Here is an 11,807-nt window from a genome sequence, read left to right on the forward strand (position 1 = left end):
CATCGATCCACTGAACCGCCTGCACCCCGGCCTGCTGCAACCGCACGGCAAGCATCTGCATCACCGAAGCCAGGTCGCGCCCACTGCACCACTGCACGAAGCCACGATCACGGCCGCAGCGAACCAGTACATGCTCGCCACACACCTGCAAGGTGGCCTGCCCGGCCGACCACGGCAGCAGCAAGGGCGTCGGATGCAGCGCCTGCAACTGCAGCCCACAGTCCTGCAACTGCTGTTGTACCCGCGCAATCGCCTGCAGGCCAAGCCACGCCACCGACACCATGCCATCGGCTGCCTGCGTGCCATGGCCCAGCGCTACCTCCTGCAGATCATCCAGCAGCATCGCTTCCACTTCGCCCTGCAGGGCCGCCTGCAGGCGTCGCCCGGACAGCGGCGGCAGCTGCAGCTCCAGCAGGATCAGGTCCTGCGGGTCCAGGCTCGCATGCACCACCGCCTGCGGAAAGCGCTGGCCCAGCGTCGACAGACGGTCGTTGCCCGTTGCCAGCACACGGTCCTTGTGCAGCTGCGCCCACTCCACCGCGCTGTCCCCATCCAATCGATCCAGCGCCGGCAGGCGCATTCTCAGTTGCGTGCTCATGCACCGATCCTTGTCCATACCCGTTGCACACGCACGCTGTCATCGCGGTACTCGCGCCAGATCAGTGCGCGGAAATCCACAGATGCTCCGTCTGCCTGTACCTGGCCTACCGCCAGGAACCATTCGCTGTGGATACCCAGCGGCATCAGCGCCATCTGTTCGTTGCTCAGCTGCAGCCGGTTGGCGATGTCACCGCGATTGAGCAGCCAGTGGCCACGATCGCGCTCGCCCAGCAGCGCCTGCAGGCGCCCGGCATCCACCCCGGGTGCAATTGCCTGCAGCACGGCGATATCACTTGTATTGGCGTTGACCAGGGTCTGCGCAGGCAGCACCACCGTGCGCCGTGCCAGTGCCTGTACCGCCACCGGATCGGCGCCGGCCAGCACCTGTTCGATCAGCGACTCGCGCGGCAGCGGAGCGCGCGCCTGGCGCTCGCCATCGCGCAGGCGCGACTGGATCTGCGTTGCGGCACTGGCACAGGCGGTGCGAGGCAACCCCTGCCCGGCACACAGCGAGGTGAACGCACGCAGCGCCTCCGCTGCAGGTTGACCGTCGGCCAGCAGCGTGCGCAGGTTGAACCTCGACTGCGCGTCCACCAGCTGCAGGTGCACCGGCAGTGGCACCTGCAGCTGCAGCGGACGCGCCCAGCGTCCGCTGCCAACAGTGGTCAACTGCTCGCGCGCGTCGTCACGCAATTGCTGCGCCGCGCGCTCCAGGGTGGCATCCACGGTCATGCGAACCTGCATGCGCAGCTGATCGCTGCGTACCGCACGCAGCTGCGCCGCCTGACGGGTCAGCAGCGCCGTGGCGATCACCGCCACCAGTGCCACCACCAGCATCGCCACGATCACTGCCATGCCCTGCTGGCGGGCAAACGAATCTGGAATTTTCCGGCGTGCCATTGTCTGGCCTCACAACTGCCAGGAGCCGATGTCCGCGTTGCCGGCCTCACCGCCGGGCTTGCTGTCGGCCCCCAATGAGAACACGTCGATATCGCCATGCGTGCCGGGGTTCTGGTACTGGTAGGGGTGCCCCCACGGGTCATCCGGCAGGCGGTCGAGATACGGCGTGACCGGCATCGCAGCACTGCCCTGCGGTGGCTTCAGCAGCGCCTGCAGCCCTTGCTGGGCATTGGGGTAACGACCATTGTCCAGCCGGTACAGTTTCATCGCCTGCATCAGCGCGGCGATGTCCTGGCGTGCCGCCACCACGCGGGCCTGATCAGGGCGATCCATCAGCCGGGGCACGATCAGCGCAGCCAGAATGCCGATGATGACCACCACCACCATGATCTCGATCAGGCTGAAGCCCTGCTGCCGAGCCCTGCGACCACCCATCTGCGTTGCCATTGTTCCGCCCTCATCATCCTGGAAGAGACCGCTGCCCCATGGTCAGCGGCGCATGTGTCAGTACGATAAACATCCTGCGGAAATCCGCTGTTCCTGCAGCCGATCACCCACGCGGCGTGCGTTGGCCACGCAGGCAGCGTCCAGCAGCGATGACGGAACACGCGCAAGCGTGTCGTCCACGCAGCGCTGCAGCAGTGGCGTGGCGCACGCCTGCAGCAGGCGCATGCACTGCAGCGGCGACCAGGCCATGCCATGGTCGAAGCCGATGAACTGCCGATACACCTGGTGATAGCGCAGATCGTCGTGCAGGCGCTGCACGCTCGCAGGCGCGCGCAGCGTGACCAGCAGCACCGCACGCTGCACCATGCGCATCTCCCCGCACTCCTGTGCAAGCGTGGCCAATGCCGATTCCGGCCACGGCTGCAGGCGCGCGTCCAGCGCTTGCCGCAGCAGCATCAACGGATGCCCGCTGGCATCCAGCGCTGACCACCTTGCGGCGTCGGCCCAGGCATCGCTGGACAGCATCCACACCCACGGCTGTCCGTAGCGCTGCACATTCAATGGCGCATGCCGTGCCTGCTCCAGCGAGTGGCTCAGGTGGCGATCCAGCTCCAGCATGCTGATCCTGCGACTGTCGTTCATCGGCGTCGCCTGCGCTCCGCGACGCGGGAGCGTCGTACTCTGCAAAAGACGTCAGCAAGGCAACCGAAGCGACAGCACGAATGCGATGTTGAGCAGTGCGTGGCAGCATCGCGGGTATGTCACCGCAACGTCATCCGCCTGCAGGCTTCCAGGTCCAGGCGCGGAGCATCGCCGCCACAGCGTCGGGCCAGCACGGCAACGTCGCTGCGCTGTGCGAATGCGGCCAGTGCGTGCATCGCATCCGGGTCATCCAACAGTGCCGCCATCGACGCCTGCAGCAGCGGCAGCTGCCATCCCTCCATCTGCGCATCGCTGGCGGCCACGAACCAGTGCCACAACCGGTGGTAGCGCACGTGATCGTGAAGTGCAGGAAGCCCCTCGATGCCATGCATCGCCATCAACAGCAGCGCGCGCGCCAATGCAGCTGCAGGCAGCGCCCCCGATTCGGACAGCGGCAGGACCTGCCGCTGCAACCGCAACAGCATCGCCAACGGATGGTCCTGCGGCTCGAATTCCAGCAGCACCGCCTGCTGTCGCCACTGCGGGTCGGATACCACGCATACCCACGGCGCGCCGTAGCGGTGCACCATCAGCGGCCGCCGCTGGGTGGTTTCCAGCAGCGCCGACAGATTACGGCGCAGATCCAACACACCGATGGTCTCGTTGCGCATCCTTGGCCTCTCCATGCATGCAGCGGCCGTGCGCGCCGCGCGCAGCCAGGGTCTTACCCCAAGACGGCAATTCCACCGGGAAAGCGACGCAGACCGAGCGACATCGTCTGCCCGAGCTGCTCCAGCGCAGCATCCGGATCATCGATGCGGAAGCGGCCGCTGACCGGGGCGCGCGCCAGTGCCGATTCGCCCAGCAGCACCTTGCCGCGCCGGTAGCGGTTGATCTCGGCCACCACCTCACGCAGCGGCGCGCGGCGGAATACCAGCATGCCTTCGGTCCACGCGCTGACTTCGGCCGCCACGGCTTCGGCCACCACGCCGCTGAGGCGCTCGTCATACACCGTCTGCTGGCCGGCCTGCAGCTGCAGGCGACCTTGCGGATGCTCGATGCGAAGGCTGCCGCGCAGGCAGGTCACACGTACCTGGCCGTCGGTGTTGCGCACATCCAGGCGTGCTGCGCCCTCGTCGGCTACAAGACAGCCCGGCCCGGCGAACAGTGCCAGGCGTGTCCCCGCTGCGGCATCGATCGCCGCCTGTCCCTGCACCAGCTCGAAGCCCTCACCCAGCGCGTCAGTGCGCCGGCGCAGGCTGCTCTGCGTATCCAGTTCGATCTTCAGATGCGGCGTCGGCGCAATCAGCAGCCGCTCGCCGGTACCGGTGTGGAAATCGGCCGTCATCGCCGTCACCGAAGGCCACAGGCCCAACGGCGGGTGCAGCGCAGCCACCACGACCAGGCTCGCAGGTGCCGCCACGGCCGCACCAAGGAATGCGCGCCGGCTCCAGCGTTGCACCGGGGTTGCCGCCTGCGGCTGGCGTGCGGCGACAGGCAGCTGCTCACCGGCCAGGCGTACCTGTTCCCATTGCCGCTTCGCGCGGGCAAAGGCCTGCCGATGGCCGGGATCGGCCTCGCACCATTGGCGGAATTTCCTGCCATCGGCCGCCGTGGCCTCGCCCGAGGTCAACCGCACCACCCACGCATGGGCCTGGCGCTCCACGGCGTCGAGCGGGCGGTGCGGTTGATCGTCAGCGTCCATGAGGGCTCTTGCCGTCCCCGCACGCTGCGGGGTTCTGCTCGGCGTCAAAGTGTAGACGGATGCCGTGCCTCAGAACCGCACCTGCCGCCCCTGCCCGCTGCGTTCGGCCAGGTAATCCTGTGCGGCTTTCAGCTCACGCTGCACCAGCCGCAGCGACACGCCCAGATGCTCGGCCACATCACGCTGCTGCAGGCCGTCCACGCGGATCGCCAGCAATATACGGCGGCGGCGCTCAGGCATCCGCTGCAGCAGGCCGACCATGTCTTCCAGCGCCATTTCCTGCTCGGCCGCCTGTGCCGGCCCCGGGCCGGGATCGGCCATGTCCATCAACGTATCCACTTCTTCCAGGCTCAGCAGGCGATGGTCGGCGCGCTGGCGGTCGATCACCGTGTTCATCGCCATGCGCAGCAGATACGCCGCAGGGTTCTGCACCGGGTCCAGGCGGTGTCGACGCGTGCTCAGGCGCATCCAGGTGTCCTGCAGCGCGTCGCCGGCCAGCTCTTCCGAGCCCAGCTTGCGCACCAGCCGGCGCTTCAGTTCGTCGTAGGCGCCCAGCAGATGGTCCATCAGGTCTACCGCCCCAGCCGTGCTGTTGCTCATGTTCGATTCCTTGACGTCATGGTTGGGGCGCGCGCCGGCCACAGTCGTGGCCCGCGCTGGAAGGACGGATCTGCAGGGTCACCGGCTGCGGCAGCGCGGCAGCATCGGCGCCCAGCCGCAGGGCCTGCATCGCCTGCAGAAGGCGCGCATCGCGGCGTGCGCTGCCGCTGCCGGCAAGCAGTTCGGGTTCCTGCACCTGGCCATCGTTGGCAATGCGGAAGCGCAGCGTCGCCGCATAGGCACCCGGCGCCAGGTCAGGGTCGCCACAGAAAGCGGTGCGCAGCCGTTGCTGCAGGTCGCCGAAGCGGCGACGCTGCCCCAGGTCGGCGGCCACATCGGTCGAGGAGGATCCGGCGGCTGCGTGTGCACCGCGGCGCAGCACCACGCGTTGTGCACCGATCAGCTCGGCCTCGACACCCGTGTCCTGCAGCACCACCTGCAGCGCCTGCAGTGGCGGCAGGCTGGCCTGCAGCGGATGGCTGCTGCGGCCGGTACCGAGATCGCCGGGATACATCACCGACCACCCGCTGACGACACTGAAGCGCTCGACCGCCTGTTCCAGCGGTTGCGCGGGAATGTCATAGGATCGGATGTCGTCCTGTGCGGCGGCAGCGAAGGCGAACAGCAACCCGGCGGCGGCGCCCACCCTCCAACGTCTGATTGCATGCTGTCCATTCAGCCCCCTGACGTAGAACACATGACCCTCGGCAGCGACATCAGCTGCAGCGGCGGAGCGCGGTGCGACCAGGTGGGTCGACCTGCACACGGCCGGCAAGCGGGTCACACCGTAGCGGCGTCACGTGTCATTGCGATGACGGCGGCGCGCAGGGGACGCGCCGGGCCAGTTCAGACCGGCAGTTCAGTGGTCTGCTTGATCCGCTGCATGGGGATTTCGGTCTTGGTGTTCTGCACCCCGGCGATGCGGTTCAGGTGCTGGATCTGGAACTGCCGGTACGCGTCGAGGTCGGCCACCGCCACCCGCAGCAGGAAGTCACAGTCGCCAGCCATCAGATGGCATTCAAGCACTTCCGGGAAGGACTTGATGCTGTTGATGAAGTGATTGGTGGTGTCTTCGTCCTGGCCGCGCAGCCAGACACGGACGAACACGGTGAACCCCCGTCCGATCCTCGCCGCATTCAGCAGGGCCACGTAGCGATCGATGTAACCGCCCTCTTCCAGCAGGCGAACCCGGCGCAGGCAGGCCGACGGCGAGAGCCCCACCTGGCGGGAAAGCTCAAGGTTCTGCAGGCGACCGTCGCGCTGCAGGGCGTCCAGGATGCGACGATCCAGATTGTCGAGCTGGTACTGCATGGAATTTCACTCTCTGGCCGAATCACCGCATGCTATTGCACATTCGGCCGAACCAATGGCATCAACGCAACCCGATTTCGTGATCGGACCGTTAGCATGGGTCACCCCCACTCGTTGTCGATCCATGGACGCCCGAACCACCCTGCCCCTGCCTGATCCCACCTGCGACACCGCACCACGCGCCGAGTTCCTGCGCGGCCTGCGCGCCGCCGTACCGGTGATGATCGGCTTCATTCCCTTTGCCCTGGTGCTCGGCGCTCAGGCGGCCCAGAAGGGCCTGTCGGCGCTGGAAGTGCCGCTGATGACCGGCCTCAACTTCGCTGGCGGGTCTGAATTCGCCGCGGTCGAACTCTGGACCTCGCCGCCGCACATCGCGTTGATCGTGGCGATCACCGCGCTGGTCAACAGCCGCCACCTGTTGATGGGCGCCAGCCTGGCACCGTTGCTGCAGCACCTGCCGCGCCGTCGCGTGCTGCCGGCGCTGTTCTTCATGTGCGATGAAAGCTGGGCACTGGGCGTGGCCGATGCGCGCCGTCGCGCACTGGGCTTCAGCCTGGCCTACTACCTCGGCGTGTCGGCCGGCCTGTACACCGTGTGGGTGCTGTGCACCGCGCTGGGCGCGATCGTCGGTCCGCTGCTCGGCGACATCCATGCCTACGGCTTCGACATGGCCTTCCCCGCCGTGTTCCTGGTGCTGCTGCGTGGCATGTGGCAAGGCATGCGCGCCGCCCGGCCATGGCTGGTCAGCCTGGTGGTGGCAGCGGGCACCTACCTGCTGGTGCCCGGCGCCTGGTACGTAGCCAGCGGCGCGCTGGCCGGTCTCGCCGCTGCCTGGCTGCTGGCGGAGAAGGACGCATGATCTTCAACGGCCTGATCCACTGGACCTCGGTGCTGACCATCTTCCTGATGGCCGCCGCCACCTATCTCACCCGTATCATCGGCTTTCTCGCGCTGCGCAACCGCACCCTGAGCAAGCGCGCGGTGACGGTGATGGAAGCCGCCCCGGGCTGCGTGCTGATCTCGGTGATCGCTCCGGATTTCGTGGCCGACAAGCCGGCCGACCTGGCCGCGCTGGCCATCACGCTGCTGGCTGCCACGCGGCTGTCGATGCTGCCGACGGTGCTGATCGGCGTGGTATCGGCGGGGGTGCTGCGGTATGTGATGGGGTGAGCGGCAGAGGACAACCGGCGCCGACAGTCAGCCTCCAGATGCAACACGTCTGATTGTGCGTGCGCCGGCGCGTCTGCAAGGATGCATCCACCGCCTTGGAAGGGTGATCTCCTGCAGATGGAATCCTGGTTGCGGCACGCCACAGGCGCAGCAGTGCTACTGCTCTGCACCAGTGCGTGCACTACCCTCGATATTCCCCCGCGCGATAGTGTCGGCACGGACGGAGCGTTTGCCACGCTCATGCGCGGCAACGCCTCCCAGCTGAGCGTTGGCACCGCGTCGGTGTTGCCCGGCCAGGAGAGTTCGGAACAGACGACGCGCTCGCATACTTGCCAACTGGAAACAATCGCAGTGGTGGTGCGCTGGGTCGAACCCAGCCTATCCGCTGGCCAGGCCGTGAATCTATGCACTGCCGCCGCCCACGCGGCGCGGCAACCGCTCCACGCCGCAGACCTGAACGATACGCCGGTCCGCTATCAGGTCACGATCGTCAGCGACGGTGGCGGCATCTGGCAACAGCCCGCCAGGCCGGCACGACCAGAACTGGTGGTGGCGTTCTGGTTTCCCGCCGGCGACGATGCCGATGCACTGCGCGCGCGCGTTATCTCCACCACCGCGCACGAATTCCACCATATCGCCACAGCGATGGTCGGCCAGCGTCGATGGGGCGCGCGGCGTGAGCCGGAGGCGTACCTCGCCGGGGCATGTGCGCTGCTGGCGATTGAAGGAGAGCTTCGGCGCGAACAACTACCCGGCCGCCATGATCCCCGCGCTGACAGCCTGCTGCCGGCGGCTGCACGCCGCTCTGGAAATGCCGGCAATGCGATCGGCCAGTCGTTGCAGGCATTCTTCAGCGGGGATCATATGCAACGCGATGACGAAGACGGGCGCGCACTGCTGCGGCACTGCCAGCAGAGCATCGGATTCCTCGCCATCGCCCGCTAGCGCCGGCCCTTCGCCCCCCCTGCGACAGCCGGTCGCAGGCCCCTCCCGGCACACGCTTGACCTATATCAATCCGTCCACCGCCACGGGCGCGTATCTCTATGCAGGAACCCAATACGCCGGCGTCACCGGCATCCAAAGGACCTGCGATGAGCTACACCCCCGACAACGCCCAGCTGCTCAACGCCATGCAGAACGTGATGGTGATCTCCACCACCGACCTGCAGGGCAACATCACCTATGCCAACGACCTGTTCTGCACGCTCACCGGGTTCGCGCGCGAGGAACTGATCGGCCAGCCGCACAGCATCGTCCGTCATCCGGACGTGCCCAAGGCCGTCTACAAGGACATGTGGGACACCATCAAGGCCGGCAAGACCTGGACCGGCATCGTGCCGAACCTGGGCAAGGGCGGCGTGCTCTACGTGGTCGACACCACCGTGCAGCCCCTGTTCGATGCCGATGGCAACATCACCTCGTACATCAGCATTCGCCGCGTGGTGAACGACCTGATGCAGAACTACGACCTGGTCGAGTTCAGCAAGGAAAAGTTCGACGACTTCTACGAGGCTGCGTGAACGCCATTCCCACACGCACGCCCATCAGCCGGCTTCTGGTGGGTTTCGCCTCCGAGTCGGGCAATGCCCGCGCCCTGGCCCAGCGCCTGGGCGCGGACCCGGACCTGCAGCCGCATGGGCCGCAGGTCCTGCCGTTCAATGACCTCGATGTGGCCAGCCTCGGCCACGGCGATGTGCTGCTGGCCATCTCCAGCTCGTTCGGCGACGGCGAGCCGCCGGCCAATGGCGAGAGCTTCTTCGAGTCGCTGCGCGAAGCGCCCGCTCTGACCGGGCTGCGCTACGCGGTGTTCGGCCTGGGGGATACCGGCTACCCCAGCTTCTGCGGTTTCACCAAGGCGCTGGATGCAGCGCTGAGCGAGCGTCAGGCACAGCCGCTGTTGCACCGTGTCGACGCTGACCTGGGCTACGAGCAGTTCTTCCAGCAGTGGCGGCCGGTGCTGGGTCAGGTACTGGAGGGTGATGCGGCTGCGGGCCAGGATCTGCGCCTGCAGGTGACGGCCTACGGTGAAGACAATGCCTTCAACGCCCGCGTCGTCGAACGGCGACGCCTGAGCCATGGTGACCCTGCCGCCTGGCACCTGCAGCTGGACATCGCCGGCAGCGGCATGGTCTACCGGGCCGGCGACACCCTGCATCTGGTTCCGGAAAACGATCCGGCATTGCTGCTGGCACTGGCCACCTGGTTGGGTGATTCCAGCGCCGTCGACGCCCTGCGCGACCGCGAGCTGCGCCTGCTCAGCAAAGGCGTGCTGCGCGAGCTGGGAAAGCTGTGCGGCAGCGAAGTACTGAAGGGCCTGCTGAAGATCAGCCAGAAGCGCGAACTGGATGCCTACCTGCATGGCCTGGACCTGCTGGACGTGCTGCAGGACCACGCCACCCCGGACAGCGTGCCGCTGGCCCGCCTGCGTGAACTCCTGTCACCACGCCTGCCCCGTGCCTATTCCATCGCCTCGCACCCGCACGATGATCAGCTGAGCCTGTGCGTGCGCGAAGTGCGCTACACCCTGCGTGGTCGCGAACGCTTCGGCACCGCCACCGGCAGCCTGCTGCACGGCGGCGACACCGCCCGCGTGTACTGCCGCTCCAATCCGGGCTTCCACCTGCCCGACCGCGGCGACGCGCCCCTGCTGCTGGTCGGCACCGGTACGGGCATCGCGCCGCTGATGGGCCTGATGCAGGAACTGCAGGCTACCGGCGATGCACGCGAGGTCCACCTCGTGTTCGGCGAGAAGCATCGCGAGCGCGACTTCCTGTACCGCGAGCAGCTGCAGGACTGGCAGGCGCGTGGCGTACTGGCTGGCCTGCACACCGCGTTCTCGCGCGATGCCGCGCAGAAGGTCTATGTGCAGCATGTGCTGCAGCAGCAGGCCGCGCAGATGCAGGATGTGCTGGCCCGTGGCGGCCACATCTACCTGTGTGGCAACAAGAACCACCTGGAAGGCGCGGTGCGCGAAGCCATCGACGCGATTGGCGGCGAGGGCCATTGGGACGCCCTGCGCGGCGAGGGCCGCACCCACTGCGAGCTGTATTGAGGGGAGCCTCCCTACCGGGTAGAGCCGGCCGCCGGCCGGCTGCATTCTGCCGGCCAGCAGCCGGCACTACCGCCACGCGTCATCCGCCGACGATGCGCCCGTCCACCACCCGCGCCACCTGCTGGCCGAACACCGCCACATCCTGCGGATCGTGGCTGATCAGCAGCAGCGGAATACCGGTTTCATCCAGCACGGCTTCCAGCTCCTGGCGCAGGTGCTGGCGCAGGTCGTGGTCGAGCGCTGCGAACGGTTCGTCCAGCAACAGCGCCTGCGGCCGCGTCACCAGCGCACGCGCCAACGCGGTACGCTGGCGCTGGCCACCGGATACCTGTGACGGCAGCAGATCCGCCACATGCTCGATACGGAACGCCTGCAACCACTGCTCCACTGCATCGAAACGAGTGCTGCGCTGCGGATTCAACCAGCCCCGCTGCAGCCCGAACGCCACGTTCTGGCGCACGCTCAGGTGCGGGAACAGCGCGTAATCCTGGAACACATATCCCAGGCGACGACGCTGCGGTGGCAGATCAATCCCAGCACCTGCATCGAACAGCGCCTGCCCGTGCAGGCGCACATGTCCATGCTCCGGGCGCAACAGGCCCGCCACCGCTTTCAGCGTCAGGCTCTTGCCGGCGCCCGAGGGCCCGAACAGCACCACCTGCCGCTGCGTACACTGCAGTGCCACGTCCAGTTCAAAGGTCTGGCCGGATGCCTGCAATCGTCGCTGCACCTGCAGGTCAAGCCACATCGCGCAGCTCCCGGTGGCGCCCGCCCACCAGCCGTGCGGCCAGCAGCAGGATCACGATGCATACCACCGACGTCAGGATCACCAGCGCATTGGCCTTGCCATCCTGCCCCGCCTGCACGGCTTCATAGATGGCGATCGACAAGGTCTGCGTGCGACCCGGAATGCTGCCGGCCACCATCAGCGTGGCGCCGAACTCACCCATCGCCCTTGCGAACGCCAGCAGCAGGCCGGCCAGAATCCCGCGCCAGGCCAGCGGCAGGGTGATGCGGAAGAACACCGCGGCTTCGGACACACCCAGCGTGCGTGCGGCCTGCTCCAACTGACCATCCACTTCTTCGAATGCGGCGCGTGCCGGCTTGAACACCAACGGCAGTGACGCTACCGCAGCAGCGATCACCGCCGCCTGCCAGGTAAATACCAGATTGATGCCGAACCACGACTGCAGCCAGGCGCCGATCGGGCCATTGCGCCCGATCAGCACCAGCAGGTAGTAGCCCAGCACCGTCGGCGGCAGCACCATCGGCAGGGTCAGTATCGAATCCAGCAGTTCCCGACCGGGAAAGCGTCGTCGCGCCAGCAGCGCGCCAAGTGCCACGCCAGCTACGAGGTTGATCGCGGTAGCCCAGCCGGC

16 protein-coding genes are annotated in these 11,807 nt (G+C 67.2%); 5 read left to right on the forward strand and 11 right to left on the reverse strand.

Translation table 11 applies throughout. From position 1 onward, the window contains the following. From gspL to DBR20_RS17025, 9 genes are all read right to left on the reverse strand, one after another. Window positions 1-598 (reverse strand): type II secretion system protein GspL (gspL, locus tag DBR20_RS23405; RefSeq protein WP_258223406.1); only part of this gene is annotated, 598 nt, incomplete at its 3' end. Then, window positions 595-1,455: a type II secretion system minor pseudopilin GspK gene (gspK, locus tag DBR20_RS16990; protein WP_108267127.1), complete on the reverse strand. Its 861-nt coding sequence runs from the start codon at window positions 1,453-1,455 to the stop codon at window positions 595-597. The genes gspK and gspL, both read right to left, overlap by 4 nt. Before the next feature lie 54 nt (window positions 1,456-1,509). Beyond that, a complete protein-coding gene (gene gspG, locus DBR20_RS16995) occupies window positions 1,510-1,947 on the reverse strand; it encodes a type II secretion system major pseudopilin GspG (RefSeq protein WP_099818650.1) in 438 nt (145 codons plus the stop codon). Window positions 1,948-2,004: 57 nt separating this feature from the next. Then, a complete protein-coding gene (locus DBR20_RS17000; protein WP_108267130.1) occupies window positions 2,005-2,589 on the reverse strand; it encodes a hypothetical protein in 585 nt (194 codons plus the stop codon). 119 nt (window positions 2,590-2,708) lie between these two features. Further along, entirely contained in the window at window positions 2,709-3,260 is a 552-nt protein-coding gene (locus tag DBR20_RS17005) for a hypothetical protein (RefSeq protein WP_108267132.1), read from the reverse strand. Between the two features lie 53 nt (window positions 3,261-3,313). Further along, on the reverse strand, window positions 3,314-4,294 hold the full coding sequence (locus DBR20_RS17010) for a DUF4880 domain-containing protein (RefSeq protein ID WP_108267135.1): 981 nt from the start codon (window positions 4,292-4,294) through the stop codon (window positions 3,314-3,316). Window positions 4,295-4,363: 69 nt separating this feature from the next. Continuing rightward, a complete protein-coding gene (locus tag DBR20_RS17015) occupies window positions 4,364-4,894 on the reverse strand; it encodes a sigma-70 family RNA polymerase sigma factor (protein ID WP_089237960.1) in 531 nt (176 codons plus the stop codon). A gap of 16 nt (window positions 4,895-4,910) precedes the next feature. After that, the gene (locus tag DBR20_RS17020; RefSeq protein ID WP_108267177.1) at window positions 4,911-5,591 is read right to left on the reverse strand and encodes an STN domain-containing protein; all 681 of its coding nucleotides are present in this window, start codon (window positions 5,589-5,591) and stop codon (window positions 4,911-4,913) included. A gap of 149 nt (window positions 5,592-5,740) precedes the next feature. Next, window positions 5,741-6,205 carry an Lrp/AsnC family transcriptional regulator gene (locus DBR20_RS17025; protein WP_025874361.1) on the reverse strand — a complete coding sequence of 155 codons (465 nt, stop codon included), beginning with the start codon at window positions 6,203-6,205 and terminating at the stop codon, window positions 5,741-5,743. A 124-nt stretch (window positions 6,206-6,329) separates the two neighbouring features. Here DBR20_RS17025 and DBR20_RS17030 point away from each other — a divergent pair, with 124 nt between their 5' ends. The 5 genes from DBR20_RS17030 to DBR20_RS17050 all read left to right on the forward strand — a co-directional run bounded on the left by DBR20_RS17030 (window position 6,330) and on the right by DBR20_RS17050 (window position 10,428). Next, a complete protein-coding gene (locus tag DBR20_RS17030) occupies window positions 6,330-7,064 on the forward strand; it encodes an AzlC family ABC transporter permease (protein ID WP_108267137.1) in 735 nt (244 codons plus the stop codon). Then, window positions 7,061-7,375 (forward strand): AzlD family protein, encoded by a 315-nt coding sequence (locus DBR20_RS17035; RefSeq protein WP_108267139.1) that lies wholly within the window; start codon window positions 7,061-7,063, stop codon window positions 7,373-7,375. The genes DBR20_RS17030 and DBR20_RS17035 overlap by 4 nt, the downstream gene beginning before the upstream one ends. 240 nt (window positions 7,376-7,615) lie before the next feature. Next, entirely contained in the window at window positions 7,616-8,320 is a 705-nt protein-coding gene (locus tag DBR20_RS17040; protein ID WP_108267141.1) for a hypothetical protein, read from the forward strand. Between the two features lie 147 nt (window positions 8,321-8,467). After that, a complete protein-coding gene (locus DBR20_RS17045; RefSeq protein WP_005409905.1) occupies window positions 8,468-8,896 on the forward strand; it encodes a PAS sensor domain-containing protein in 429 nt (142 codons plus the stop codon). Continuing rightward, window positions 8,893-10,428, forward strand: coding sequence for a sulfite reductase flavoprotein subunit alpha (locus tag DBR20_RS17050; RefSeq protein ID WP_108267143.1), 1,536 nt, complete (start codon window positions 8,893-8,895; stop codon window positions 10,426-10,428). Before DBR20_RS17045 ends, DBR20_RS17050 begins: the two co-directional genes overlap by 4 nt. A gap of 79 nt (window positions 10,429-10,507) precedes the next feature. On the opposite strand, the gene DBR20_RS17055 is transcribed toward DBR20_RS17050, so the two are convergent. After that, a complete protein-coding gene (locus tag DBR20_RS17055) occupies window positions 10,508-11,176 on the reverse strand; it encodes an ATP-binding cassette domain-containing protein (RefSeq protein WP_108267145.1) in 669 nt (222 codons plus the stop codon). After that, window positions 11,166-11,807: molybdate ABC transporter permease subunit (modB, locus tag DBR20_RS17060; protein ID WP_108267179.1), on the reverse strand; the 642-nt coding region annotated here is incomplete at its 5' end. The genes DBR20_RS17055 and modB, both read right to left, overlap by 11 nt.

The organism is Stenotrophomonas sp. HMWF023, assembly GCF_003060985.1.
GTDB classification, from domain to species: domain Bacteria; phylum Pseudomonadota; class Gammaproteobacteria; order Xanthomonadales; family Xanthomonadaceae; genus Stenotrophomonas; species Stenotrophomonas lactitubi.

What these genes read in the sequence shown, in the direction of transcription:
- DBR20_RS17005 (WP_108267132.1), bottom strand. Translation starts at nt 3,260, where the DNA reads ATGCGCAACGAGACCATCGGTGTGTTGGATCTGCGCCGTAATCTGTCG.
- DBR20_RS17055 (WP_108267145.1), bottom strand. Translation starts at nt 11,176, where the DNA reads ATGTGGCTTGACCTGCAGGTGCAGCGACGATTGCAGGCATCCGGCCAG.
- DBR20_RS17025 (WP_025874361.1), bottom strand. Translation starts at nt 6,205, where the DNA reads ATGCAGTACCAGCTCGACAATCTGGATCGTCGCATCCTGGACGCCCTG.
- gspG (WP_099818650.1), bottom strand. Translation starts at nt 1,947, where the DNA reads ATGGCAACGCAGATGGGTGGTCGCAGGGCTCGGCAGCAGGGCTTCAGC.
- DBR20_RS17035 (WP_108267139.1), top strand. Translation starts at nt 7,061, where the DNA reads ATGATCTTCAACGGCCTGATCCACTGGACCTCGGTGCTGACCATCTTC.
- gspK (WP_108267127.1), bottom strand. Translation starts at nt 1,455, where the DNA reads ATGGCAGTGATCGTGGCGATGCTGGTGGTGGCACTGGTGGCGGTGATC.
- DBR20_RS17010 (WP_108267135.1), bottom strand. Translation starts at nt 4,294, where the DNA reads ATGGACGCTGACGATCAACCGCACCGCCCGCTCGACGCCGTGGAGCGC.
- DBR20_RS17045 (WP_005409905.1), top strand. Translation starts at nt 8,468, where the DNA reads ATGAGCTACACCCCCGACAACGCCCAGCTGCTCAACGCCATGCAGAAC.
- DBR20_RS17015 (WP_089237960.1), bottom strand. Translation starts at nt 4,894, where the DNA reads ATGAGCAACAGCACGGCTGGGGCGGTAGACCTGATGGACCATCTGCTG.
- DBR20_RS17030 (WP_108267137.1), top strand. Translation starts at nt 6,330, where the DNA reads ATGGACGCCCGAACCACCCTGCCCCTGCCTGATCCCACCTGCGACACC.
- DBR20_RS17040 (WP_108267141.1), top strand. Translation starts at nt 7,616, where the DNA reads ATGCGCGGCAACGCCTCCCAGCTGAGCGTTGGCACCGCGTCGGTGTTG.
- DBR20_RS17000 (WP_108267130.1), bottom strand. Translation starts at nt 2,589, where the DNA reads ATGAACGACAGTCGCAGGATCAGCATGCTGGAGCTGGATCGCCACCTG.